Here is a 24760-nt window from a genome sequence, read left to right as displayed (position 1 = left end):
CCTGTCTCGAAATTAGTCGTTACGGTATTCATCAGCAATACCGCGGCACAGGACCACGATCACTTCTTCTCGCCTTTGTTCTCGCGCCGCCATTGCGCGTCCATCTCGGCCAGCCTTGCCATCTTCTCGCCGATCTTGCCTTCCAACCCGCGCGGCGTCGGCTCGTACCAGTGCGGATCGCGCATGCCGTCCGGCAGGTACGTCTCCCCTGCCGCGAACGCGTCGGGTTCATCGTGGGCATAACGGTATTCATGCCCGTAGCCCAACTCCTTCATCAGCTTCGTCGGCGCGTTGCGCAAGTGCACCGGCACCCCGCGCGACTGATCCTTGCCGACAAACTGGCGCGCCTCGTTATAGGCCTTGTAGCCCGCGTTGGATTTCGGCGCGACCGCCAGATAAATCAGCGCCTGCGCCAGCGCCAGCTCACCTTCCGGCGTACCCAGGCGCTCATAGGTTTCGGCGGCATCGAGCGCAATCCGCCCCGCGCGCGGATCGGCGAGACCGATGTCTTCCCATGCCATGCGCACAATGCGCCGCGCCAGATAACGCGGATCAGCGCCGCCATCCAGCATTCGACAAAACCAGTAAAGCGTCGCGTCCGGATTACTGCCGCGCACCGACTTGTGCAACGCGCTGATCTGATCGTAGAACGCGTCGCCACCCTTGTCGAAACGACGCAAATTCTCGGCAAGCGCGCTGCCCAGCAATGCCCCGTCGATATGCGTCGACTTCTGCTGCGCCGCCGCCCGCGCAACGATCTCGAGATTGTTGAGCAGCTTGCGGCCGTCGCCATCGGCGGAACCGATCAACGCGTCGCGAGCGTCGTCGGTAAATGTGAGACCGCCCAGTTCGCCTTGCGCCCGGTCCAGCAACTCGGTGAGCTCGCTCGCTTCGAGACTTTTCAGCACATAAACGGCCGCCCGCGACAGCAACGCGCTGTTCACCTCAAACGATGGATTCTCGGTCGTCGCGCCCACGAACACGAACAGGCCCGACTCCACGTGAGGCAAGAATGCGTCTTGCTGGCTCTTGTTGAATCGATGCACTTCGTCGACAAACACCAGCGTCTGATGCCCGTTCGCCCGATGAATCTGCGCCAGTTCGACCGCCTCGCGAATGTCCTTCACGCCCGACAGCACCGCCGAAAGCGAGATGAATTCAGCGTGAAACGCCGCCGCCATCAAGCGCGCGAGCGTGGTCTTGCCCACGCCCGGCGGCCCCCAGAGGATCATGGAATGCGCTTCGCCGGACTCGAAGGCGACGCGCAGCGGCTTGCTGGCGCCGAGCAGGTGTTTCTGGCCGATGACCTCGTCGATAGTGCGAGGACGCAGACGCTCGGCAAGCGGAACATTGGCACGGTTTTCTTCGAACATGGCGCTCTGGAGGTTTCCGGATAGGTCTGGTGGTGCAATTTGGGCAAAGACAGCGATAATCGTGCGCTTTTCGAGACGGACGCCGCCGCTGCGTCAAAATGAACGTTTCGCCTCGAAAAACGCGAATCGAGCCGCAACGGTGATTATGACAGCCGCGGACGAACCGAAGAAACGCGCATGAACCGGGCCAAGCCCTACAGATAAGGACGAAACGCGAATGGGACAAGGGAACATGAAGGAGAACACAACAGGCGCGAGCGGCGAAACCGGCACATCGACTTACGCGCCGCTTCTGCCGGTCCCCGCCGCGCGCCGCGCGTTCGGCACATCGGACGCCTTCGCGTTGTGGTTTTCACTCGGCATCGGCTTGCTGGTGGCGCAGGCCGGCGCACTGCTCGTACCGGGCATGTCGCTGCCGCATGCGCTCGCGGCCATTGTGATCGGCACGGTGATCGGCGTGGTCTTGCTGGCGCTCGCCGGCGTGGTCGGCACGGATACGGGCCTGGCCGCCATGTCGTCGCTGCGCCCAACACTGGGACTGCGCGGTGCGTCCGTGCCCGCCGTCATCAACGCGGTCCAACTGGTCGGCTGGGGCTCGTTCGAAATCATCGTGATGCGCGATTCCGCCGATGCCCTCGCCAAGCAATCATTCGGCCTCGCCATGCCGCTGATCTGGACCTTGATCTTCGGCGTGCTGGCGACAACGCTCGCGATCACCGGACCGCTGTCGTTCGTCCGGCGCTTCTTGCGTACGTGGGGAATCTGGCTGCTGCTCGGCGGCGCGGGCTGGTTGACGTGGAATCTGCTGTCGAAACAAGACTTTGGCGCGCTGATGAACCGCCCCGGCACGGGCGATATGCCGTTCGGCGCGGGTATCGACCTGGTGGTCGCGATGCCACTGTCGTGGTTGCCGCTGATTGCCGATTACACGCGTTTCGGGCGCAGCGCGGGCGGCACGTTCCGCGGCACGCTGTTCGGATACGGAATCGCGAACATCTGGTTCTATGCGCTCGGCGCGTTCTACGGCCTCGCGGCCGGCGGCGGCGATGCGCTGCTGACCGTCGCGCTGGCCCAGGCGGCGGGCGGGATTGCGCTACTGCTGATTCTCATCGATGAAATCGACAACGCTTTCGCCGATATCCACTCGGCCGCCGTTTCCACCGGCACGTTCTGGGCGAAGGCGAGCGTGCCGTTGCTGTCCGCGGCGTTCGGCGCGTTGTGCACGCTGATCGCGCTGCTCGTGCAGATGGGCAAGTATCAGAACTTCCTGCTGCTGATCGGTTCGGTGTTCGCGCCGCTATTTGGCGTGGTGCTGGTGGATCACTTTATCGTGAGAAAACGTCGCGTTGAAATCGCCGCGCTCACCGATCCGCGCGGACCCTACGGGTTCTCGGGTGGTTGGCACGTGAGCGGGTTTATTGCGTGGGCGTTGGGAATCGCGGCGTATCACGCGATCAATCAGTGGCTACCGAATCTCGGCGCGACGCTGCCGGCGCTCGTGGTCGGCGCGCTGGCTTATCTGGCGTTAGTGTCCGGGCGCCGGGAGCAACAACGGTCGTCGGCGACTTAGGCGGTAGTTCGGGCGGTGACTCGGGCGGAAATTCACGCGATGAGTTCACCAGCGACTTAGGCGAGCGATTCGGGCGTGAGGACCGTCAGATCCCCTCGCCCGCTTGCTGAGTTCGCTGGCTGAGTTTGCGTGCTAAGCCCGACTGAGCAGCCTGTCCCGAACAAGCTGCACTACATTACCCGTTGATCACATCCGCGCCCTTCGGCACGATGAACTTGAACTGATCGGCTTTCAGCGGCGGATTTTTCTCGATATTCGAGAACGTCAGCAAGGTGACATTGCCGAACACGTCATGCAATTCCATCGCTTCGAGATTGCCGTTCTTGAAGCCGATGCCAACCTGCTGGAATTGCGTGTCCTGCGCTTTCGGCGTCAGTTCCAGCCAGTCGATGCCATCCTTCACGCCCGCATCGCGCGACGTGAAATTCTTGTCGAGGTCATTGCTGCCGAAGAGAATCGCAGCCGGACTCGCGCCTAGAGCATTGCCCAGCGGGCGGATCGTGACCTGGTTCAGGTCTTTGTCGTAGACGTAGAGCTTGTCGCCGTCCGCCTGCAACACTTGCGCGTAGGGTTTGTCGTACGACCAGATGAACTTGCCCGGCCGCGCGAACGTGAACGTACCGCTCGACGTGCCGCCAAGCCGCGACGCCATGCCCTGCGTAGCCGATGCAGCGGCCTTACTCGGCGCCTTCACCTCACGCTGGACAAAGTTGCCATGCGCCGCGTGAACCTGCGCGATAAATGCCTTCAATTGCTCCGTACCGCTTGCGAAAGCCTGCGACGCCAGCAGCATGGAAGCGCCGAAAACAACGGCTTTTATCGTCCGGCTTTGATGTTTCATGGCCGATCTCAAAGTCGATCCCAAAACTGACTGCATATAAAAACTCTCCAGATAACCTTATTCGGCTTCACGCGCCGGCGTGAGGATTTCGCGATTGCCGTTCGAGGACATCGACGAAACGAGCCCCGAATTTTCCATTTGTTCGAGCAGTCGTGCTGCCCGGTTATAACCGATCCGCAGATGCCGCTGCACAAGCGAGATCGACGCGCGGCGGTTCTTGATAACGATTTCGACGGCCTGGTCGTAGAGCGGATCGGCTTCGCCTTCTCCGCCCGCGCCCGCGCCGCCTGGCGCACCGTCCTCGCCATCGCCCAGCACGCCGCCTTCAAGAATGCCCTCAATGTAGTTCGGCTCGCCGTGCTCCTTCAGCTTGGCGACCACGCGATGCACTTCTTCATCCGATACAAACGCGCCGTGCACGCGCACGGGCAATCCCGAGCCCGGCGGCAGATAAAGCATGTCGCCCATGCCGAGCAGCGATTCCGCGCCTTGCTGGTCGAGGATGGTCCGCGAATCGATCTTCGACGACACCTGGAACGCCATCCGCGTGGGCACGTTGGCCTTGATCAAACCGGTGATCACGTCCACCGATGGCCGCTGCGTGGCGAGAATCAGGTGAATCCCGGCGGCGCGGGCTTTCTGCGCGATCCGCGCGATCAACTCTTCCACCTTCTTGCCGACCACCATCATCAGGTCGGCGAGTTCGTCGATCACGACCACGATGGTCGGCAGGCGATTAAGCGGTTCAGGTTCGTCCGGCGTCAGGCTGAACGGATTCGGGATCTTCTCGTCGCGCTTGGTGGCTTCGTCGATCTTGTTGTTGAAGCCCGCAAGATTACGCACGCCCATCTTGCTCATCAGCTTGTAGCGGCGTTCCATCTCGGCCACCGCCCAGTTGAGCGCGTTGCCGGCCTGCCGCATGTCGGTGACGACCGGACAGAGGAGATGCGGAATGCCTTCGTAGACACTCATTTCGAGCATCTTCGGGTCGATGAGGATCATGCGTACTTCGTCGGCGGTGGCTTTGTACAACAGCGACAGGATCATTGCGTTGATCCCCACCGACTTGCCCGAGCCCGTGGTGCCTGCCACCAGCAGATGGGGCATCTTCGCGAGGTCGGCGCATATCGGCTTACCGCCAATATCCTTGCCCAGACCCATGGTCAAAGGCGAAGCGGCATCGGCATAAACCTGCGAACCGAGAATCTCGGATAAGCGCACGGTCTGGCGGCGCTGATTCGGCAATTCCAGCGCCATGAAATTCTTGCCCGGAATGGTCTCGACCACGCGAATGGAGACCAGCGACAACGAGCGCGCCAGATCCTTCGCCAGCCCGACGATCTGCGAGCCCTTCACTCCCGTTGCCGGCTCAATTTCGTAACGCGTCACGACCGGACCCGGGTACGCGGCAACCACGGACACTTCCACGCCGAAATCCTTCAGTTTTTTCTCGATCAGCCGCGACGTGTATTCGAGCGTATCGGCGGAAATGATTTCCTTCACTTCCGGCGCGGCGTCGAGCAGAGCCAGCGGCGGCAGCGTGGAGTCGCCGGGGAGATCGGTGAAAAGCGGCACCTGCTTTTCCTTCTCCACACGCGCCGATTTGGCCGCCGCGACGGGAGGCACGATCATCACCGGTTCCTGCTCCTCGATCTTCACCCGCCCGCGCACCACCTTGCCTTCGCGCTTCTCGGCCGCCACTTCACCCAGCTTGCGGTCGCGGCCCGCCTCGCGGCGCATTCTCGCGCCGGTGATGGTAGCCATGATGGCGTCACCGGTTTTTTCGCAGACGGATAACCATGAGAAGTTGAAATACAGCGACAAGCCGATCGCCAGTGCGACCAGCAGGAACAACGTAGCACCGGTGAAACCGAGCGCATGGGAAACCCCGTGCGCAACCGCCTCGCCAATCACGCCGCCCGGCGCCCGCGGCACCTGCACCTTGAGCGACCACATCCGCAGCGCTTCAATGCCGTCGCTTGCGGCCAGCACCAGCACGAACGCGAACGCCTCGGCCAGCCATGTGCGATCTTTCGATGGCGAGTCGTCAGCGTCAGCCGCTTCGTGATTCGTGATCCGCCGATAATTCGCGATGATCCGCCGCACCAGCAGCACGACCCACCAATAGGCCGACAGCCCGAACAAAAGCAGCAGGATGTCTGCTGTCCACGCGCCCACGCGGCCCGCCCAGTTGGCGATCTGGTCCACTTGCGCGGCGTGGGTCCAGCTTGGATCGTGGCGGCTGTAGCTCACCAGCGCCATGAGCAGGAACACGCCGAGCGCGACCTGCAAGATCCATCGAATCTCGGTGAAAAGGCGCGACATGCGGTGCGGCAATGCCTGGGCGCTTGCAGAATAGGTAGCTTTTGCCATTGATCCGTAAGGCTTTCTGACCCGCCGCACGGCGTGCAGCAGGTCGACAGGTTTAATGACGCATTGTAAACGCTGCGTTGCGATGATCGAGCAAAAATGGTCTGCAGTTTCACCCTGTAACACACGCGTTACACGCTGCAAGCCCTGCAGCGTGCTATGGCCGCGATTAAAAGGATCACTCGGCGAGCGTTCTTTACCCCCTTTATAATGGCGAACTCGCACCTAACTACAGGTCATCGGCAACGGTGCGCGGCAAGCGGTTAGCCGCCACAAGCGACTTTCCACGGTCCGCGTGCTCAAGCCGATATGAATCGTTCATCGATCACCGCGGATCAATGCGGATCAACGGTTCGGCCCTAACCACAACGGATTGCTCTCATGTCTTCGCCCAAACACGCAAAAGTGCTGATTCTCGGTTCCGGCCCCGCCGGCTACACCGCCGCTGTCTACGCGGCGCGTGCCAACCTGTCGCCGTTGCTTATCACGGGCCTGGCGCAGGGCGGTCAGCTCATGACCACTACCGACGTCGAAAACTGGCCCGGCGACGCAATGGGCGTACAAGGTCCGGAGCTGATGCAGCGTTTGCTGGATCACGCCGAGCGCTTCAACACTGAAATTGTCTTCGATCACATCCACACCGCCAAGCTGACCGAACGGCCTATCCGCCTGATCGGCGACTCGGGCGAGTACACCTGCGACTCGCTGATCATTGCGACGGGTGCATCGGCGCAATATCTTGGCGTGCCTTCGGAAGAAGCGTTCATGGGCAAGGGCGTGTCCGCTTGCGCGACGTGCGACGGTTTCTTCTACAAGAACGGCGAAGTAGCCGTGATCGGCGGCGGCAACACCGCCGTGGAAGAGGCGTTGTACCTGGCGGGTATCGCGAAGAAGGTGACGGTGGTGCATAGGCGCGACAAGTTCCGCGCCGAGCCGATCCTGATCGACCGCTTGCTCGCGAAGGAAAAAGAAGGCCTGGTCGACATCAAGTGGAACCACGTGCTGGACGAAGTCACGGGTGATGCTTCCGGCGTGACGGGCTTGCGCATCAAATGCACCGAAACGGGCACGACCAGCGACGTACCGCTGCAAGGCGTGTTTGTCGCGATCGGCCACAAGCCGAATACGGACCTGTTCGTTGGTCAGCTCGAGATGAAAAACGGCTATATCATCACGCACGGCGGCCTGCAAGGGAACGCGACGGGCACGAGCATTCCGGGCGTGTTCGCCGCCGGCGACGTGCAGGATCACATCTATCGCCAGGCTGTCACCAGCGCCGGCACGGGCTGTATGGCCGCGCTCGATGCGCAGCGTTATCTTGAAAGTATCGACGAAAATCCCGCCGTGCACTCGATGAGCGCCGAAGCGGAACGGTAAGCGGCGGGAGAGGCGGCGCCCGATTAACACGAATTTGCGCGCCGCTTGAACACGACTCGGTATTGCCCGTACGGGTATATGCCGGGTACAAAGAAACGCCGGTCGAGATCCCTTGGATCGGCCGGCGTTTTCATTTGAGCGCGGTTGGAGGCGGTTGAAAAAACAAGTAAGAAAACGCCCTCCGTGCCGATTTTTCCTCTTCCCATGTTAAAAAGGGTTTCCGAAAGCGGCGTGAACCGTGTTCTGCCGCCGTGCATCTTCTTCTGCCGTGTAATGCCCAAGAACCTGCCCCATCCGAACGAACCCAAGCTGAAACGCCAGCGCGACGCCGCGCCGGGCACGGCCACCGCTCCGCCCAAGGCCGCTGCGCCGACGCCGGAAGAATTGTCGGCGGTGTTGAAACGCGATGGCCTCGCCGGGCTCGGCGCGTTGCGCAGCTCCCTCGAGGTTGCTGCAGCCAAACGCAAGATCCAGCGCGCTGCGGCCGCGGCGGCCGAGCGCGAAGCCGTGGCGGATGCGGATGTATTCCGTCGTTCGATCGGTGAAGTAGCGCCGCTGAAAGTCCCTCCCCGCATGCCGCTGCCGCGCGTGCCGCCGTCGCCGCTGCCGTTGCAGACGCGCCTGGATGAAGAGGCCGTCCTGCACGAAGCGCTCTCCGACGAATACGATCCCGAAAGCCTGCTCGATACCGACGATTCCCTCTCCTACTGCCGCCACGGCGTGCGTCAGGAAGTGGTGCGCAAGCTCCGGCGCGGCGCATGGATCGTGCAGGCGCAACTCGACCTGCACGGCATGCGGCGCGAGGAAGCGCGTGAGGCGCTGTCGGAATTTATCCGTGAATCGGTGAAACGCGGGCTGCGCTGCCTGCGCGTGATTCATGGCAAGGGACTGGGGTCGATCGGACGCGAACCAGTGCTCAAAGGCAAAGTGCGCGCGTGGCTCGTGCAGAAAGAGGAAGTGATCGCATTCTGTCAGGCGCGGCCTCATGACGGCGGCGCCGGCGCCGTGCTCGTGCTGCTCCAGCCCGGCACCTCATCGCAGCATCACAGTCATCCGCAAGACCGGGACCACCGGATTCACGATTCCGACCACCGGCGCGACCAGCGAAAGGGGCCGTAACCGTGCATCCGAGGCTCACGCTGGCCATCTCCATCATGGAGGCGTTCGCGATCTTCGCGTATGCGATTTCCGGGTTGATCGAAGCGAGAAAGCGCCGGCTGGATGCCGTCGGGGCCTTTCTGGTCGCGCTCGCCACCGCTTTTGGCGGCGGCACGATACGCGATGTGCTGCTGTCGCGCCGGCCGTTTTACTGGGTCCAGCACCAGGATTACGTGATCGTCATCTTCATCATGGCGATTTTTGCACCTTTCCTGCTGCGCACGACCACACGCCTGTTCGATCAGCGCGCGCTGCTGATTGCAGACGCCATCGGACTGGGCCTGTTCAGCATTTCCGGGACGTCGATTGCGCTCGATGCCGAGATGCCCGCGTTCACCGCGGCCATGATGGGCGTGGTGACGGGGGTGTTCGGCGGCATCATGCGGGACGTGCTGTGCAACGAGGTGCCGCTGATCCTGCGCGATTCACGGCCGTATGCGGTCTGCGCGTTCGCGGGTTGCTGGCTGTATCTCGGACTCGACTGGCTGGGGCTGGAAGGGGTGTACAACGTGCTGGTATCGACCGGGTTTACATTGTTCGCACGGCTGGTCACGCTCAAGCTGGACGTGCGCTTGCCGCACTGATCCGAGGCCGCAGGAGCGTTACGGCAAATGCGCGGCCACAGCCCCGCCCACACGCGCGAGCGAAGGCCGCCGGCTATTTGCTACAATCTGTCCTCGATTTTCGCCTTATTTCCGGCATTGCATTTACATCAACTCGTTACGTCAACTCCACCCCAACGGTCGATCGACCCGCAGACTGAACATGAATATCGAGCAAGCGCGTTTCAACATGATCGAACAGCAAATCCGTCCCTGGGATGTGCTGGACCAGGACGTCCTGAACCTGCTGTCGATCGTCAAGCGTGAAAATTTCGTTCCGGCCGCGTATCGCAACATCGCGTTCGCGGATCTCGAGATTCCGCTGCCCGCCGGCCAACACATGCTGTTTCCGCGAGTCGAAGCGCGGGTGTTGCAGGAACTGGCCGTGAAAAAGCACGAAGTCGTGCTCGAGATCGGCGCCGGATCGGGTTACATGGCGGCGTTGCTTGCCGCACGTGGCCGTTCGGTCACCACCGTCGAAATCGAGCCCGAACTCGCGAAGCTGGCCGCAGAAAACCTGACGGCGAACGGCGTGTCGAATGCGCAGGTCGAACTCGGTGACGGCGCACGCGGCTGGAAGGAAGGCGAAACCTACGACGTGATCTGCGTGTCGGGCGGCCTGCCGGTCATGCCGCAGGAATTCCTCGATCAGTTGAAGATCGGCGGCCGGCTGGCGGCGTTTGTCGGCGGCGCGCCGGTCATGAAGGCGCAGATCATCACGCGCGTGGACGAAAAGCAATTTCGCGTCGCCGATATTTTCGAAACGCTGATCCCGCCGCTCAAGAACGCCGTGCAACCGTCGCGCTTCAAGTTCTGACACGACCTGGTTTCACGCTCGGACTCGCGTTACTGGGGCGAGTCCGAAGCGTCAAGTTGCACGCTGCACCTTTGTTTGTGCGGGTAGCACCAGCGGGCCGGCCGGCTCGCTGTCGCTGACCACTTTCACCGGAATCCCATGCAAAATCTGTCCGCACCCGAACTGGCCGAATGGCTCGCCGATACATCGCGTCCCGCCCCTCTCCTGCTCGACGTCCGCGAACCGTGGGAAATCGAAACCGCCAGGCTTGCCAATATTGTCGCCATCCCGATGCGCGATATCCCGGCGCGCAGCGAAGAACTGGACGACGAAGCGCAGATCGTCTGCATCTGCCACCACGGCGCCCGTAGCGCGCAAGTCGGCATGTTCCTGGAGTCCCGCGGCTTTACGCAGGTATTCAACCTGTTCGGCGGTATTGACGCATGGTCGCGTCAGGTCGATCCGGCCGTGCCGACGTACTGATCCGGCCGCTTTAGTATTCTCGTTTTACCCAGCACTCACCGATACCAACGAAGCCCAGGCCAAATACGATCACGCGATCCCGCAGGAAATTGCGGCGCAGAACGAGCTTGAGGTGAAGCTGGCGGCGCTGGAGCAGATCGTCGGGCATCTGGCGACCCGGGGTGGATGGCCTCGCGCGCGGCGTGACGCCGCCGCCCGTTCCGGCCGACATGCAGCAATGGATCGATACGGCACGCGACACGAACTATCAGGTCGTGCTCAAGCAACTGGCCGTAGCGAACTCGCAGCGCGAGACATTGAAGGCGAAGGCCGGCCATTACCCGACGCTCGATCTGGTCACAAGTTACGCGAAGAGCAGTCTGGGCGCGACGGCACGTAAGACCAACGCGGTTAACCGCCTCTCGATGCCGCAATAAAAAACCGCGGACATCTTTCGAAAACGAATACGAAAACGAAAGAAGCCCGCGGTTTCTTTAAAGCCGGTAAAAACTCAAACCACGTTCATGGCCAGCGCGCTCTCGCGATAATGCAGGCTCGCCTTTTCGCTATCGCCGAGTTGCTCATGCAAACGGGCCAGCGCCCGATGCGTACGAATCTTCAACGGTTCGTTGTCCGCGAGCTTCAACGCCGATTCCAGGAACGCCTGCGCCTTGCCCCACAACTGCTGATGCAGACACAAGCGCCCGAGCGTGAACAACAGATCCGCGTCTTCGGTGCGTTCCTTGTGCCAGGCTTCAGCACGCTGGATCAACGGCAATGCATCGCCCGGCGACGCGCAATCCGGATAACGCCGCAACAGCCGCGCGTCCCAGTTGTGATTCAACGCTTCTTCCACGATCTTGCGCGCGTCGTTCCTTCTATCGAGTGCAATCAGCAATTCGGCGGCAAGGTCAGCAAGACGAGGCGATTGCCGCTCGGTCGCCGATAACGACTGCCAGAACTCCAGCAACGCGTCCGGGTTATGCCGCCGATCACGCAGCAGATTTTCCGCTGCGACCTGGCGCAAACGCACCGCGACAGCCGGATGCAGCGCCTCGCGTTTCTCCAGCGTCTTGACCAGCTTCAGCACTTCGCCCCAGTTCTTCAGCTGCTGCTGCGCGCGCAACGCAATCTGCTGCGCGTGCAGGCGCCGGCCGCCCTGCGCCTGCATCTCGGTCAACGCGACCAGCGCGCCGTCCGCGTCGCGGCCATCGGCGCGCATGTCGGCGGTGGCCATCAAACGCGCATCCTGCCAGTCGCTGCCCTGCACCTTGGCGAGCCATTCGTCGCGACGTGCGTACTCGTTCATCTCGTGCGCCGCCTTGGCGCCGATCAACCCAGCAGCACCGGCGTTTTCATCGGCGATAAGGGAATCGCGTGCGGACTTCTCCGCCTTGGAAAAACGTCCCGCATACAAATGGCCGATGGCATCGCGCAACGCGGCATTGGCCTTCGCGAGCCGCGAGCGGGTCCGGTACGCCGACACCCGCTGCGGCATTTTCAGCACGCTGCGAATGGCGCGAAGCACGGCGTAGATCACGATGAACGACACGACCAGCGCCACCACGAACAGATTCAGCGATATATCCACCCGATACGGCGGCATGACCAGCAGCACTTGCCCGCCGTCGAAGACACCGACGAGCGCCAAGCCCGCCGCTGCCGCGAACAGCAGTACAAACCAGATGAGTCCGCGCATCGTCATCATCCGCCTCGCTTGAACTGGTGAACCGCCGCGAGACTCGCGTTCAGGTCGGGCACGGTGACCGCGAGCGACGCCTGATCGACTTGCTGCAAGAGCGCACGAACCGCCTTGACCTTGCCCGACGACTGATCGAAATACCGGCCGAGCGCCGTGTCCGCAGCGTGAAGATCCGACTTCAGCGCGGGTTCACTGCGTGACAACAGCGACAAACGCGCCGACAACAAACGCAGCTTCACGTTTTCGCGCACAAAATAACCTTGATCCGGCGATGCGAGCATGGCTTCGGCGTTATCGATGCGACGCACCGACACAAGGCTCGACAACTGCTGCCCGATCCCGCTGGCAACCTGCTCCAGCCACACTTTCCAAACCGGCTGGCCAGTCGCGGCTGCGATGGAAGCGGTGTTGCGTGGAGTATCGGCGTGGGCGGTGGCCGGCGTGATCGGCGCTTCGCCCGCCAACGGCAGGGAATCGATCTGATCGATTGCGGTATCGAGCTTGATGGCCAGCCCGGTGAGATCGGTGGACGGCGTTGCGTGCAGCTTGTCCATGTCCTGCGCGATGGCCTTGCGGATCGTCACGATCTGCGGACCCGTGGTCGCGGCCAGGCGCGTGTCCGCGCTTTGCAGCGCAAACAGCGCGAGCTGGACGTTGCCGGTGAGCTGCAACTGCTGGCTCGCGCTCGACAGGATCTGCTCGACTTCGGCAAGGGTCCAGTCGTCGCGATTGCTCGCCAGATCCTGGTATTGCTGTTGCAGCGCCTGGCTTTGCGCCTGCGCGTCGGTGAGTTTGCCCTGGAACTGGATGATCTGCGTGTTGAGCGCCTGCACGGAACTGGCGGCCTGGTCTGCCTGGGCCTGCAACGCGGCCGTTTGCGTGTCATTCGCTTGCAAGCGTTGCGCGAATTGCGCATCGCGCTGATCGAACTTGCGGTTGAGCATGAAACCGCCCACGCCCGCGACCACCACGACAATCAGCAGCACCAGCCACAGCAGCGCAGTGCCCGCGCCGCCGCCACGCTGTTTCGGCTGAGACTCGTAGGGCGTGAACGGTGTGTTCGGCGGGTTCGACGCCGGGGGCGGCGTCGACGTAGCGGATTTCGGGGCGGTTTTACTTGAATCGATCGAATCAGTCATGCGTGATTGAGCCGGTTGGTGAGCCGGCGTTGAAGCCGGCCTGGAATCCGTCGGCGCGGACTCCTGGTTGGTTTGACTGGATTGGCTGAACGGCGCTGCCGTCGAGGCCTTGTATCCATGTTCCTGCGCTTTTGCAACCTGCGCGCCGGGTTCTTGTTCGGGTTTCGATTGTTCCGCGGTCTGTTCCGTTCTTTCCGTTGCCGCGGCGAAGATGCCCGTGAGCGCCTGCACGATACGCTCGTCGCCAGCGCCGGACACCGTAATCGTATCAAAACCCGCTTGCCGCGCGGCTTCGGCAATACGCGGATGCGGGCTCACGAGCGGCGCGTGCTTGAGCGTAAGGGTTTCATCGACGGTGAGATGTTCGCGGGCAAGCTCTTCAAGATTGCGTACGCCTTCCGAGCTTGTCAGCAGCCACGCGTGCGGAACGCCGGCGAGCAATGCATGGATGCGTTCCCAGTCGCGCATGGACGGTTCCGGCACGATCCGCCGGTACGCCGCGACCTTCTCCACTTTCGCGCCCGCCGCGCTGAGCGCGTCCGCCAGCCACTCGCGGCCGCCATCGCCGCGCACGATCAAGATGCGTTTGTCCCTGAGACCGCGGAGGCCGAAGTGCACTTCGATAGCCGCAAACAACGCCTCGGAATCGTAACGGGGGTCGGTTAGCGCCGCCGTTGTTGCCGTTGCGCCGGGCGCTGGACTGATAAGCGGACTGATGATCCTATAGGCTGGCGGTGCCACGCCTTGCCGGGCGAGCGCAGCCACGCTGCCGGGGCCGACTACGCCAATGGGTATCTGTGAAGGCCAGGCGGAACTGAGCGCGGCAAACGCGTGGTCGACCGCGTTCGGCGATACAAACACGACCAGCGCAAAGCCAAGCGGCGCGGGTGCGTAAAGTTCGCCGAGCGCGGCGTGCAGTGGCGCGGCATCGGCCACCGGACCGATATCGATGAGCGGAAACTCAATTGGCTCGAAACCGGCGCGCTCCAGCAGCGGCAGCAGCACGGCCGATTGGCCCAAAGGACGCGTGACGACAACAGCCGGTCGTTGGGTTGGCGGCTGCGTTGGCGATTGCGTTGGCCCTTGCGCCGATGAATGGGCAGATCCTTGAGCGCTCGCCATCAGTCGGCAGGCGACGCAGCGGGAGGAGCGGGAGGAATATGCGCGCCGCTCGCGGTGCTCAACTCACGGACGATATCCATTGCGCCCTGCGCTTCGAGTTCGGCCGAGACGCGACTGCCAAGATCCAGCGCGGCCTGTACGTCAGCGGCCTGGGCCGAGCCTTCGGCACGCAGGACCCGCGTGCCATCGACCGTCGATACACAGCCGCGCAAATGCAGCACGCCGTCGCGCCAATCGGCATACGCGGCAAGCGGCACTTCGCAACTGCCGCCGAGCGAGCGCGACACCATCCGTTCAGCTTCGACAGCAGCGGCCGTTGCCTCATGATGCAAGGGCGCGAGCCACGCGGCAAGATTGTCGCGGCCGGCGCGGATCTCGATACCCAGCGCGCCCTGTCCTGCGGCCGGCAAGCTGATTTCGACCGGCAAGCTCTGGCGAATCCGTGATTCGAGGCCGAGGCGTTTCAAGCCGGCGGCGGCAAGAATGATCGCGGCGTAGTCACCACGATCAAGTTTGCCAAGCCGGGTATCGAGATTGCCGCGCAACGGGCGGACGTCGAGATGAGGGAACTGCATGCGCAACATGGCTTCGCGCCGCAGGCTGGACGTCCCCACGATGCTGCCTTCAGGCAGTTCCGAGAGCGACGGATAGTGCGGCGAGACGAAGGCGTCGCGCGGATCTTCGCGCTCAAGGATCGTGCTCAGCGTGAAGCCATCAGGCAGTTCCATGGGCACGTCTTTCAGCGAATGCACGGCCAGGTCGGCGCGGCCGTCGGCCAGCGCGGCTTCCAGTTCCTTGACGAACAGGCCCTTGCCGCCGACCTTCGATAAGGTCCGGTCGAGAATCTGGTCGCCGCGTGTCGTCATTCCGAGGATTTTGACGTCGCAAGATGGATATAATTTGTGCAGCGCAAACCGCACGTGCTCAGCCTGCCACATGGCTAGACGGCTTTCCCGCGAGGCAATGACCAGAGTGTCGGGCGGTGGCGTGGAAGGCGTCTCGGAGTTCATTGCAAAGTCAATCGAATGACGGGATGGATAACAAACAATGGTAGCACGCACGCCATGGCCCAATTACAGTCGGACCCCGCGCCCGAACGCCACGGCGCGGGCTTCGAGCGAGGCGGCAGGACGGAGACAGCAAGGGTGTGCCGCATCGCGCGGCATCGCCGGGGCACGCATTTTATCGTGTGGCCGCGGTAGGGCGCCTTCGCAATCTCGGGTTTCATCCGCTACGGTGTAGTAAGGCATGGCAAAGCAGTCGAACGTCGCACCGGCAGGCGGTCTCGCGCCCTTTCGTGTTTTCTGGCGCCCGGCCACCCCGGTATCCTGTCTCTGGCTTTCAAGAGGAATTCAACGTGACGTCTCCCGGATCGGCGCGCAACGCCCGCCCCCGCCGCAACGCTGTATCGAAGGATGCTTCTTCCGTTGCGCCTGCCACGGCGCCCGCCGTTCATGGTCGCGCGGCCACGGCTACCGTTACTGCCAGCAAGGCGTCCAAAACCGCCGCGCCCGTGAAAAAGGCTGCAACTGGGACAACTAAACGTGTGGCCAACGGCCGCGCTGCCGCCACGCCTGCACCTGCGTCCGCGAAGACTGTGAAGAACGGCAAAGCCCCCTCGCGCACGCGCGACAACAAGGACCAGCCGCTTTTTGAGGACATCCGCTATCTCGGCCGCCTGCTCGGCGACGTGGTGCGCGAGCAGGAAGGCGACGAGGTATTCGATGTCGTGGAAACGATTCGTCAGACGGCCGTGAAGTTTCGGCGTGAAGAAGACAACGAGGCGTCGCAGACACTTGAAAAGCGCTTGAAATCGCTCTCGCCCGAGCAGACGGTGAGCGTCGTGCGCGCGTTCAGCTACTTCTCGCATCTTGCGAATATCGCGGAGGACCGGCATCACAACCGGCGCCGTCGGATTCACGCGCTCGCTGGTTCCACCCCGCAGCCCGGCACCATGGCCTATGCCATCGAACGCCTGAAGGCGAGTCCGAATGCGAAGTCGGCGAAAGCTACGCTGCAAAAATTTTTCGATGACGCGCTTATCGTTCCGGTCCTCACCGCCCACCCGACCGAAGTCTCGCGCAAGAGCATCCTGGATGCGCAGCACGAAGTCGCGCGGCTCTTGGCCGAGCGCGATCAGGAACTGACCGCGCGCGAACGGGCGCACAACGAGGCGATGCTGCGCTCGCGCGTCACGTCGCTCTGGCAAACGCGGATGCTGCGCGAGGCCCGGCTGAGCGTTGCCGATGAAATCGAAAACGCGCTCTCGTATTACCACACGACGTTTCTCGAAGAAATTCCCGCGCTTTACGCCGACATTGAAGCCGCGCTGACCGAACACGGCCTGCCCGCGCGCCTGCCGCCGTTCCTGCAAATGGGGAGCTGGATCGGCGGGGATCGCGACGGCAATCCGAACGTCACCGCGCCTACGCTCGTGCACGCCATCACGCGTCAGGCCACGGTGATCTTCGAACATTATCTTGAGCAGGTTCACAAGCTGGGCGCGGAGTTGTCGGTGTCGCATTTGCTGGCCGGCGCGAGCGATGCGCTGAAGACGCTGGCCGATGCGTCGCCGGACGCGTCGCCGCATCGTATCGATGAGCCTTACCGGCGCGCGTTGATCGGCGTGTATGCACGGCTCGTGGCGAGCGCCGACGAGCGGCTCGGACGCGGCCTGGTCGCGGCGCGTAGCCGCCATCCGGCGAAACCGTATGCATCGGCAGCGGAATTCGGCGCCGATCTGAATGTGCTGATCGAATCGCTGGCGGCGCATCACGGCGAGTATTTATCGACGCCGCGCTTGTCGCCGCTGGCGCGCGCCGCTGAAGTGTTCGGCTTCCATCTGGCGAGCATCGACTTGCGTCAAAGCTCCGATATCCACGAAGCGGTGATCGCGGAATTGCTCGCGCGGGCGGGCGTCCAGGATGACTACGCCGCGCTGCCGGAAGCCGACAAGATCGCGTTGCTGCTGAGCGAACTTGCACAACCACGGCCGCTGCGCCTGCCCTATTTCGATTACTCCGATCTCGCGAAGAGCGAACTCGGCGTGCTGGAAACGGCACGCGTGACGCGTGAGAAATTCGGTACGCGCGCGGTGCGCAACTACATCATTTCGCACACGGAAACGGTCAGCGATTTGCTGGAAGTGATGTTGCTGCAGAAGGAAACGGGCTTGCTGCACGGGCGGCTGGGACATGCCAAAGACCCCGCGCACGACGGGCTGATGGTGATTCCGCTGTTCGAAACCATCGCCGACTTGCGCAATGCGCCGCACATCATGGGCGATTTTTTCGCGCTGCCGGGCGTGGACAAGCTGGTCGAACTGCAAGGCGGCGAGCAGGAAGTGATGCTCGGTTACTCGGACAGCAACAAGGACGGCGGTTTTCTCACGTCGAACTGGGAGCTGTACCGGGCGGAACTGGCGCTGGTGGCTTTGTTCAAGCAGCACAAGACCACGCTGCGGCTCTTTCATGGCCGTGGGGGTACGGTCGGTCGCGGAGGCGGTCCGACCTATCAGGCGATCTTGTCGCAACCGCCGGGTACCGTCGATGGCCAGATCCGCACGACCGAGCAAGGCGAAGTGATCGCGAGCAAGTTCGGCAATGCGGAGATCGGGCGGCGGAATCTCGAGCTTGTTGTTGCCGCTACGCTCGAAGCATCGCTTTTGCCGCACGAGAACACGCCGGCGCAGTTGCCTCTGTTCGAAGCCACCATGCAGACGCTGTCCGATTCAGCGATGGCCGCGTATCGCGCGCTGGTTTATGAAACACCCGGCTTCAAGGAGTATTTCTTCGAATCGACGCCGATTTCGGAGATTGCAGAGTTGAACATTGGCAGCCGACCGGCATCGCGGAAACTGCAGGATCCGAAGCAGCGCAAGATCGAAGATCTGCGGGCTATTCCGTGGGGCTTCTCGTGGGGCCAGTGCCGTTTGCTTCTGACCGGGTGGTATGGGTTTGGTAGCGCGGTGACCGGTTTTCTCGATGCGTCGCCGGATGCAGCCGAGCGCACCAAGCGTCTTGCCACGCTCAAGAAAATGCACAAGACCTGGCCGTTCTTCGCGAATTTGCTGTCGAACATGGACATGGTGCTGGCGAAGACGGACATTGCGGTGGCATCACGTTACGCTCAACTCGTCACCGATAAAAAGCTCCGCAAGCATGTGTTCGGCCGGATCGTGGCGGAATGGGAGCGGACGTCGAATGTGTTGTCGGAGATCACGGGGAACAGCGAGCGGCTGGCGAATAATCCGTTGCTCGCCCGGTCGATTAAAAACCGCTTCCCGTATCTCGATCCGCTGAATCACCTGCAGGTGGAGTTGCTGAAACGCCATCGTGCCGGGGATGACAACGTGCGGCTGGGGCGCGGAATTCATTTGACGATCAACGGGATTGCGGCGGGGTTGCGCAATACGGGGTGATCCAGCAGTAGCGACGTGATCGCTTGATCGAAAAAGCCGGCTTGTGCACGTCACAGCCGGCTTTTTTTCATTACCTCGCCGGGGGCAATTGTCGGATTCCCGATGCACTTGATGTGCTGCGTGGCTCCGTGGCGAAGGGACCGTCGAGCAGCGGTCGCGCCGTTATGGGCAGGCTACAGAACCCCAGCAGGGGCACCGGCCGCATCGGCAGCTTGCTAATCGTGTCTCATCCATCGCTCCAGGTTTTCGTCCGTATTTTCTTGCCGCCCACAACGCTACAATGGCACCCTCTTGTACCGGTACAAGTCGCGCGGTTATTCTGGTATCTAAACTACCCGAGCCACTGCCGGACTTTCCAACGCGTGTATTGAACCTCATGCCCTTGTCATCCGCCGCCCCCGCTGCCAGCAAAACCGACGCCGCACCTCCCCTCGACGCCACGCCGGCCCGCGCGCTTGGCGACTTCATCCGTGCGCACCGGGAGCGGCTGTCGCCCATGGCCGTCGGCTTGCCGCCCGGCCCGCGCCGCCGCACGCCTGGATTGCGGCGGGAAGAAGTCGCCCAATTGTGCGGCGTCAGTCCGACCTGGTACACGTGGATCGAACAGGGACGGCCAGTGTCCGCTTCCGCCGACGCGCTTGCGCGCATCGCCGTCGCGTTGCAGTTATCAAGGGCCGAACGGGCATATCTGTTTGAACTGGCCGCCCAGCGGGACCCCACCGAACCCGATCCAGCGGCGCAGGACGCGCCGGCAGCGCTGTTGAAGTCAGTGGAATTGATCGATGCACCCGCCTACGTCCTCGACCGGCAGTGGAACGCCTTGCGCTGGAACGCGCGAGCGGCGGAATTGTTCGTCGGCTGGCTGGACGGCGTTCAGGACCGCAATCTGCTTAGCTTCACGTTTACGGCGCCGGGGGCGCAGAGCTTGATCGTAGATTGGGAAACGCGCGCGCGAAGGCTGGTAGCGGAGTTCCGGGCAGATTCGATCCGCCATCTGAACGATGCCCCCACGCGAGCGCTGATCGATTCGCTCAGTGCCGCCAGCGATGCGTTCGCGCGTTTTTGGGCGTCGCAGGACGTCGGTGAACGGGAGGGCGGGATGCGGGAATTCAATCATCCAACCCGCGGGCGTCTGGTGTTCGACCAGATTACGTTCAAGCCGGCGCATCGGGAAGATTTGAAACTGGTGATGCTGGTGGGTACCGACGTGGCATAACGACCGAGAATAGCCCGCACACGCCCTCCTTCAAAGAGGGCGGTGCCCCCGCTCCGAGGGCCGTTCAATACGATAACCACCCGCCGAGCGCTGCCGCATACGCGTGAGGCACACGAATCCAGGCTGTTGGCAAGTTTCTGAACCGATAGCCCAAAAAAATGCCCGGCCTACGCGGTCGGGCAAAGCCGCCTCTCCCCGGCAGGGCCGGAGGAGAACGGGGACACATGGTGAGCTGTGCGTGCAGCGCTGATTGTTTCGCGGGCCGCAAAGCTCGTATCCGTTGGTACGCAGGTAAAAGCGAAACGGATGCATCCGGATGCAAAAAAACCAGCGCGGTTTGTATCGATTATTTCTATAAGATCAATCGCACCCACCCGACCGGTCCCATGACAACAACACTCCCCCACGACCCGACCCCCGACACCCTCGTGCAATTGCTCGATCGTGTCGCCAGTGAAGATGCCGCCGCGCTGCGCGCGCTCTACGATCTGACTTCCTCGAAACTGTTTGGCCTCGCGCTTCGTATATTGGTGAAGCGTGAGTGGGCCGAAGAGGTTTTGCAGGACGCGTTCGTCAATATCTGGCGATACGCGGGCGACTACAAAGCCGGCCTGTCCGCACCGATGACCTGGATGGCGGCGATTGTCCGCAACCGGGCCCTCGACTATTTGCGGCGGCAAAAGGCCAACGGGGCAAGCGCCGAAACAGAATGGAGCGATGCGTTGGACGATACCTTGCCGGCAAATGAGGCAGATCCTTCCGAGCAGATGTTGATGAGCCAGGAAGCACGGCAACTCGCCCTTTGCATGGGCCGGCTCGAAGCCAATCAGCGACAGGCCGTGGCGCTGGCCTATCTGCGCGATCAGAGCCACAGCGAAGTGGCCGATGTCCTGAAAGTACCGCTTGGCACAGTGAAGTCGTGGATTCGGCGCGGCCTCGAAAAACTGAAAACGTGCCTGGGAGGTCTGTGATGGATCTGCATCGATACCCAGGCCTGGTAGACCAGCTTGCTGCCGAGTACGCGCTCGGCGTGCTGCGTGGGGGTTCGCGCAGACGGTTTGAAGCTATTTCGCAGCACGACCCGGCGATTCGCCTCGCCGTGGAAACCTGGCGTTTGCGGTTGACGGCAATGAACGAGCTTGGGGCCGCGGTCGCGCCGCCGCCCGAGATCTGGCCGGCGATCGAGCGACGTTTGAACCTGGTGAATGCCCGGCGCGATGCGACGGCGGGCCCGGTTCCGTCCGCTGCGCCGGTTACTCGACCGAAGCCGAGCTGGTTCGAGAACCTGTCGTTCTGGCGCGGCTGGTCGATCGCCGCCACCGCCATCGCGGCTATCGCGCTGGTTGTTTCCATTCGCGAACTGTCGACGGTCGCGCCCCTCCCTGCCCCCGTGCCCGCGCCGCAAGTCGCGCAGGAACCGCGGATCGGGTATGTGGCGACCCTCGCCGATCAGCAATCCAACGCAAGGATGCTGGTGACGTGGGACGACCGGACTTCTGAAGTGACCGTGCGCCGTTTGAGCGGCTCGTCGGATCCATCGGACAAGTCCATGCAACTCTGGGGTCTGCCCAAGCAAGGGCACCCGGTTTCGCTCGGCGTGCTGCCAGTCGGAGGAACCGCGCGGTTCAAGGCGGCTTCTGTGAACGCGTATCCGATGTTGGCGGTGTCCGTGGAGCCGGTCGGGGGATCGCCGAATCCGAATGGACCGACCGGCCCGGTCGTCTATACGGGTAAGGTGATTCCAGCGGCTTGACGGTTATCGTTTGATCAAGGGTAAGGGGGCGTCGCGAGACGCCCTTTTCTTTTGCGCCTTGTCGTTATGTACGTATAGCTCCGATCGACCGGATTGCGCCGGACTAAGCCGCTTCCCTCCGTTCGATGGTTGCTCGTTCCCATTGCCTGTAAAATCGCCAGTTCCGCGGGTTTCTATCCGGATTGCGCCACACCCGGCCGCCTGCCATCGACTTTCCGCCCTCTTACGAACATCACTATGACGTCCCAACTGCACAAAAAAGGCGAAGCCTGGTCGGCTCGCTTCAACGAACCAATGTCCGATCTGGTCAAGCGCTACACGTCATCGGTGTTCTTCGACAAACGCCTCGCGCTTGTAGATATAGAGGGATCGCTGGCGCATGCCGCCATGCTGGCCGCGCAAAAGATCATCGCCGATGCGGATTTCCAGGCCATCCAGCAAGGCATGACGCAGATCCGCGGCGAAATCGAACGCGGTGAGTTCGAGTGGAAACTCGACCTGGAAGACGTCCACCTGAACATTGAAGCGCGGCTGACGGCGCTTATCGGCGATGCCGGCAAACGCCTGCATACCGGACGCTCGCGCAACGACCAGGTCGCGACCGACATCCGCTTGTGGCTGCGTGGCGAGATCGACCGGATTGGCGAACTGCTGGTTGAGCTGCGTCGCGCGCTGATTGATATTGCCGAGCAAAACGCCGAAACGATCATGCCCGGGTTCACCCATCTGCAAGTCGCGCAACCGGTAACGTTCGGCCATCACCTGCTGGCTTACGTCGAAATGTTCAGCCGCGACAGCGAACGCCTGCTCGATTGCCGCAAGCGCGTGAACCGCCTGCCGCTTGGCGCAGCAGCACTCGCCGGAACAAGCTATCCGATCGATCGTCACGCGGTGGCCAAGACGCTGGGCTTTGACGGCATCTGCGCGAACTCGCTCGATGCTGTCTCGGATCGCGACTTCGCCATCGAATTCACCGCGGCCGCCGCGCTGATCATGACGCACGTGTCGCGCTTCTCGGAAGAACTCGTGCTGTGGATGAGCCCGCGGGTTGGGTTTATCGACCTGGCTGACCGTTTCTGCACCGGTTCGTCGATCATGCCGCAGAAGAAGAACCCCGACGTGCCGGAACTGGCGCGCGGCAAGACGGGGCGCGTGAACGGACATCTGGTTGCTTTGCTCACGCTGATGAAGGGCCAGCCGCTCGCGTACAACAAGGACAATCAGGAAGACAAGGAACCGCTGTTCGATACCGTCGATACCGTCTCCGACACCCTGCGCATCTTCGCCGAAATGGCGGCGGGCATCACGGTGAAGCCGGATGCCATGCGCGCAGCCGCGCTGCAGGGTTTCTCGACGGCGACTGATCTCGCGGACTATCTGGTGAAACGCGGCCTGCCGTTCCGCGATGCACACGAAGCGGTGGCGCTGGCCGTGCGGATCTGCGTGGACCGCGGCTGCGATCTGGCGGATCTGACGCTTGATGAAATGCGCGCGGAATTGCCGAACGTGGCGCGTTTGATTGGCGACGATGTGTTCGAATACCTCACGCTGGAAGGTTCGGTCGCCAGCCGCAATCATGCTGGCGGAACCGCGCCGGAGCAGGTTCGGGCGGCGGCGAAGGCGGCTCGGGCGGCGTTGGGTAAATAAGATGCTCCCGCGTTCGCTTGAATATCGTAGCTGAATCGGCTACGATCGTAGCCAATCATGCTACGTTCTCCATCCGAAACGCTCTTCAACAGCTATCGTCGGCGTGTTCTTGGACTCCTGCTGCTTCGGCCGGGCGAGTCCTTCCACGTCCGCGAGATCGCTCGTCTGACTGGCACCGCCGCCGGCACACTTCACAAAGAACTCAGCAAGCTGGCGGAAGCAGGCATTCTCGTCGCCGAGCGGCGCGCTAACCAATTGGTCTATATGGCTAATCGCGCGTCGCCGATTTACGATGAGCTAGCCAGCATCATGCGGAAAACCTCCGGTTTAACCGACGTTATCGCTAATGCGCTCGCCTCTTGTGCCGCATCGATTGAGGTCGCGTTCGTGTTCGGATCGGTTGCACGCGCACAGGAAACGGCACATAGCGATATCGACGTGATGATTATCGGCGAGACGAGTTTCGCTGAAGTAGTCAGGCAGTTGTATCCAGCACAAGCGACGCTGGGACGCGAGATTAATTCCGTAGTGATGTCGGCAAATGAGTGGCGTGCCAGTATTGAACGCAAGGACGGGTTCGCGCTGGATTTGATGGACAAGCCGAAGATCTACGTGGTGGGCAACGAGCATGACCTTGCAAAACTTGTTGGGGATCAGCCTTGATTCGATCGCACCGAATCGGGAAACCATCGCGCGTCTGCTCGCGGCGGCGCAGCGCAACTTGATGGACGCGCGGCTGGACGCATTGAGCCAGGAGAACCGATTCGATGCCGCCTATAAAGCCATCATGCAGTTGTCCATGCTGGCGCTCAACGCCAACGGCTTCCGGACGCTGACTAGCCGGCCGGGACATCACCAGACCGCCATTCAATCGTTGACGCTTACCGTCGGCTTGTCAACGGATCGGATGATCGTGCTCGATGCGCTGCGCAAACAGCGCAATCTTTCCGACTATTCGGGCGATCTCGTGACCGATGCCGCCGTGCGCGAATGCATGTCGAGCGCAACGGCGCTTCTCGATGACGTGCAGAAGTGGCTGACCGTTAACCGGCCCGAACTTGCCTAGCCAGTGAATTGAGCGGACGGGCTTAGCGCTCCGGTGCTAACAAATTTTCTTGTCGGCCTTTTCCTGAGTCGTTTGCTTCGTGCTGGGCCGTGCTGACAACGTGACGGATCGACACAGCCCGACAGCAAGCTAGGAATTTCCCGGAT

The 24760-nt window shown here is 62.2% G+C and carries 21 protein-coding genes; 14 read left to right on the top strand and 7 right to left on the bottom strand.

Features of this window, described 5'->3' with window-relative positions; genetic code table 11:
• Positions 1 to 59: 59 nt before the first annotated feature.
• Positions 60 to 1373: a replication-associated recombination protein A gene (locus tag ACSQ8V_RS04150; protein WP_436204972.1), complete on the bottom strand. Its 1314-nt coding sequence runs from the start codon at positions 1371 to 1373 to the stop codon at positions 60 to 62.
• Positions 1374 to 1605: 232 nt separating this feature from the next.
• Here ACSQ8V_RS04150 and cytX point away from each other — a divergent pair, with 232 nt between their 5' ends.
• A complete protein-coding gene (cytX, locus tag ACSQ8V_RS04145) occupies positions 1606 to 2943 on the top strand; it encodes a putative hydroxymethylpyrimidine transporter CytX (RefSeq protein WP_436206590.1) in 1338 nt (445 codons plus the stop codon).
• Between the two features lie 175 nt (positions 2944 to 3118).
• Here cytX and lolA read toward each other — a convergent pair whose 3' ends face one another.
• Positions 3119 to 3784: an outer membrane lipoprotein chaperone LolA gene (lolA, locus tag ACSQ8V_RS04140; RefSeq protein ID WP_436204971.1), complete on the bottom strand. Its 666-nt coding sequence runs from the start codon at positions 3782 to 3784 to the stop codon at positions 3119 to 3121.
• A gap of 57 nt (positions 3785 to 3841) precedes the next feature.
• Positions 3842 to 6157, bottom strand: a complete 2316-nt coding sequence (locus tag ACSQ8V_RS04135) for a DNA translocase FtsK (RefSeq protein WP_436204970.1) — start codon at positions 6155 to 6157, stop codon at positions 3842 to 3844.
• 378 nt (positions 6158 to 6535) lie between these two features.
• Here ACSQ8V_RS04135 and trxB point away from each other — a divergent pair, with 378 nt between their 5' ends.
• From trxB to ACSQ8V_RS04110, 5 genes are all read left to right on the top strand, one after another.
• Positions 6536 to 7531, top strand: coding sequence for a thioredoxin-disulfide reductase (trxB, locus tag ACSQ8V_RS04130; protein WP_213762502.1), 996 nt, complete (start codon positions 6536 to 6538; stop codon positions 7529 to 7531).
• A gap of 273 nt (positions 7532 to 7804) precedes the next feature.
• Complete coding sequence (locus tag ACSQ8V_RS04125) at positions 7805 to 8650, top strand: Smr/MutS family protein (RefSeq protein WP_436206589.1); 846 nt, start codon at positions 7805 to 7807, stop codon at positions 8648 to 8650.
• 2 nt (positions 8651 to 8652) lie between these two features.
• Complete coding sequence (locus tag ACSQ8V_RS04120) at positions 8653 to 9273, top strand: trimeric intracellular cation channel family protein (RefSeq protein ID WP_213762501.1); 621 nt, start codon at positions 8653 to 8655, stop codon at positions 9271 to 9273.
• 181 nt (positions 9274 to 9454) lie between these two features.
• A complete protein-coding gene (locus ACSQ8V_RS04115) occupies positions 9455 to 10108 on the top strand; it encodes a protein-L-isoaspartate O-methyltransferase family protein (RefSeq protein ID WP_213762500.1) in 654 nt (217 codons plus the stop codon).
• Positions 10109 to 10246: 138 nt separating this feature from the next.
• Entirely contained in the window at positions 10247 to 10570 is a 324-nt protein-coding gene (locus ACSQ8V_RS04110) for a rhodanese-like domain-containing protein (RefSeq protein ID WP_213762499.1), read from the top strand.
• Between the two features lie 10 nt (positions 10571 to 10580).
• Here ACSQ8V_RS04110 and ACSQ8V_RS04105 read toward each other — a convergent pair whose 3' ends face one another.
• Positions 10581 to 10718, bottom strand: coding sequence for a hypothetical protein (locus tag ACSQ8V_RS04105; protein WP_436204969.1), 138 nt, complete (start codon positions 10716 to 10718; stop codon positions 10581 to 10583).
• A gap of 13 nt (positions 10719 to 10731) precedes the next feature.
• On the opposite strand from ACSQ8V_RS04105, the gene ACSQ8V_RS04100 reads away from it, so the two are divergent.
• Positions 10732 to 10986 (top strand): hypothetical protein, encoded by a 255-nt coding sequence (locus ACSQ8V_RS04100; RefSeq protein WP_436204968.1) that lies wholly within the window; start codon positions 10732 to 10734, stop codon positions 10984 to 10986.
• Between the two features lie 74 nt (positions 10987 to 11060).
• Here ACSQ8V_RS04100 and ACSQ8V_RS04095 read toward each other — a convergent pair whose 3' ends face one another.
• Genes ACSQ8V_RS04095 through hemC form a run of 3 tightly spaced genes read right to left on the bottom strand, consistent with a single transcriptional unit; the run spans position 11061 to position 15522 of the window.
• The gene (locus tag ACSQ8V_RS04095) at positions 11061 to 12254 is read right to left on the bottom strand and encodes a heme biosynthesis protein HemY (RefSeq protein ID WP_436183082.1); all 1194 of its coding nucleotides are present in this window, start codon (positions 12252 to 12254) and stop codon (positions 11061 to 11063) included.
• Complete coding sequence (gene hemDX / locus ACSQ8V_RS04090) at positions 12254 to 14512, bottom strand: fused uroporphyrinogen-III synthase HemD/membrane protein HemX (protein WP_436204967.1); 2259 nt, start codon at positions 14510 to 14512, stop codon at positions 12254 to 12256. The genes ACSQ8V_RS04095 and hemDX overlap by 1 nt, the downstream gene beginning before the upstream one ends.
• Positions 14512 to 15522, bottom strand: a complete 1011-nt coding sequence (hemC, locus tag ACSQ8V_RS04085) for a hydroxymethylbilane synthase (protein WP_436204966.1) — start codon at positions 15520 to 15522, stop codon at positions 14512 to 14514. The genes hemDX and hemC overlap by 1 nt, the downstream gene beginning before the upstream one ends.
• A 347-nt stretch (positions 15523 to 15869) precedes the next feature.
• Between hemC and ppc the strand changes: the two genes are divergently transcribed.
• From ppc to ACSQ8V_RS04050, 7 genes are all read left to right on the top strand, one after another.
• Positions 15870 to 18932, top strand: coding sequence for a phosphoenolpyruvate carboxylase (gene ppc / locus ACSQ8V_RS04080; RefSeq protein WP_436204965.1), 3063 nt, complete (start codon positions 15870 to 15872; stop codon positions 18930 to 18932).
• Positions 18933 to 19308: 376 nt separating this feature from the next.
• On the top strand, positions 19309 to 20148 hold the full coding sequence (locus ACSQ8V_RS04075) for a helix-turn-helix transcriptional regulator (protein ID WP_436204964.1): 840 nt from the start codon (positions 19309 to 19311) through the stop codon (positions 20146 to 20148).
• Between the two features lie 386 nt (positions 20149 to 20534).
• A complete protein-coding gene (locus tag ACSQ8V_RS04070) occupies positions 20535 to 21119 on the top strand; it encodes a sigma-70 family RNA polymerase sigma factor (protein WP_436180969.1) in 585 nt (194 codons plus the stop codon).
• A complete protein-coding gene (locus ACSQ8V_RS04065; RefSeq protein WP_436204963.1) occupies positions 21119 to 21901 on the top strand; it encodes an anti-sigma factor in 783 nt (260 codons plus the stop codon). Before ACSQ8V_RS04070 ends, ACSQ8V_RS04065 begins: the two co-directional genes overlap by 1 nt.
• Before the next feature lie 237 nt (positions 21902 to 22138).
• Positions 22139 to 23548 (top strand): argininosuccinate lyase, encoded by a 1410-nt coding sequence (gene argH / locus ACSQ8V_RS04060; RefSeq protein WP_436204962.1) that lies wholly within the window; start codon positions 22139 to 22141, stop codon positions 23546 to 23548.
• Positions 23549 to 23605: 57 nt separating this feature from the next.
• Positions 23606 to 24211, top strand: a complete 606-nt coding sequence (locus tag ACSQ8V_RS04055; RefSeq protein WP_436204961.1) for a nucleotidyltransferase domain-containing protein — start codon at positions 23606 to 23608, stop codon at positions 24209 to 24211.
• A complete protein-coding gene (locus ACSQ8V_RS04050) occupies positions 24177 to 24614 on the top strand; it encodes a DNA-binding protein (protein WP_436204960.1) in 438 nt (145 codons plus the stop codon). Before ACSQ8V_RS04055 ends, ACSQ8V_RS04050 begins: the two co-directional genes overlap by 35 nt.
• The last annotated feature ends 146 nt before the right edge of the window (positions 24615 to 24760 follow it).

The sequence above is a fragment of the Caballeronia sp. LjRoot31 genome, assembly GCF_964253885.1.
GTDB lineage: Bacteria > Pseudomonadota > Gammaproteobacteria > Burkholderiales > Burkholderiaceae > Caballeronia.
This window is presented reverse-complemented; position numbering and strand designations above follow the sequence as displayed.

Bases quoted from the DNA above. Each gene is read 5' to 3' on its own strand.
- ACSQ8V_RS04150 (WP_436204972.1), bottom strand. From the start codon at position 1,373: ATGTTCGAAGAAAACCGTGCCAATGTTCCGCTTGCCGAGCGTCTGCGT.
- cytX (WP_436206590.1), top strand. From the start codon at position 1,606: ATGAAGGAGAACACAACAGGCGCGAGCGGCGAAACCGGCACATCGACT.
- lolA (WP_436204971.1), bottom strand. From the start codon at position 3,784: ATGAAACATCAAAGCCGGACGATAAAAGCCGTTGTTTTCGGCGCTTCC.
- ACSQ8V_RS04135 (WP_436204970.1), bottom strand. From the start codon at position 6,157: ATGGCAAAAGCTACCTATTCTGCAAGCGCCCAGGCATTGCCGCACCGC.
- trxB (WP_213762502.1), top strand. From the start codon at position 6,536: ATGTCTTCGCCCAAACACGCAAAAGTGCTGATTCTCGGTTCCGGCCCC.
- ACSQ8V_RS04125 (WP_436206589.1), top strand. From the start codon at position 7,805: ATGCCCAAGAACCTGCCCCATCCGAACGAACCCAAGCTGAAACGCCAG.
- ACSQ8V_RS04115 (WP_213762500.1), top strand. From the start codon at position 9,455: ATGAATATCGAGCAAGCGCGTTTCAACATGATCGAACAGCAAATCCGT.
- ACSQ8V_RS04110 (WP_213762499.1), top strand. From the start codon at position 10,247: ATGCAAAATCTGTCCGCACCCGAACTGGCCGAATGGCTCGCCGATACA.
- ACSQ8V_RS04105 (WP_436204969.1), bottom strand. From the start codon at position 10,718: ATGCCCGACGATCTGCTCCAGCGCCGCCAGCTTCACCTCAAGCTCGTT.
- ACSQ8V_RS04095 (WP_436183082.1), bottom strand. From the start codon at position 12,254: ATGACGATGCGCGGACTCATCTGGTTTGTACTGCTGTTCGCGGCAGCG.
- hemDX (WP_436204967.1), bottom strand. From the start codon at position 14,512: ATGGCGAGCGCTCAAGGATCTGCCCATTCATCGGCGCAAGGGCCAACG.
- hemC (WP_436204966.1), bottom strand. From the start codon at position 15,522: ATGAACTCCGAGACGCCTTCCACGCCACCGCCCGACACTCTGGTCATT.
- ACSQ8V_RS04075 (WP_436204964.1), top strand. From the start codon at position 19,309: ATGCCCTTGTCATCCGCCGCCCCCGCTGCCAGCAAAACCGACGCCGCA.
- ACSQ8V_RS04070 (WP_436180969.1), top strand. From the start codon at position 20,535: ATGACAACAACACTCCCCCACGACCCGACCCCCGACACCCTCGTGCAA.
- ACSQ8V_RS04065 (WP_436204963.1), top strand. From the start codon at position 21,119: ATGGATCTGCATCGATACCCAGGCCTGGTAGACCAGCTTGCTGCCGAG.
- argH (WP_436204962.1), top strand. From the start codon at position 22,139: ATGACGTCCCAACTGCACAAAAAAGGCGAAGCCTGGTCGGCTCGCTTC.
- ACSQ8V_RS04055 (WP_436204961.1), top strand. From the start codon at position 23,606: ATGCTACGTTCTCCATCCGAAACGCTCTTCAACAGCTATCGTCGGCGT.
- ACSQ8V_RS04050 (WP_436204960.1), top strand. From the start codon at position 24,177: ATGACCTTGCAAAACTTGTTGGGGATCAGCCTTGATTCGATCGCACCG.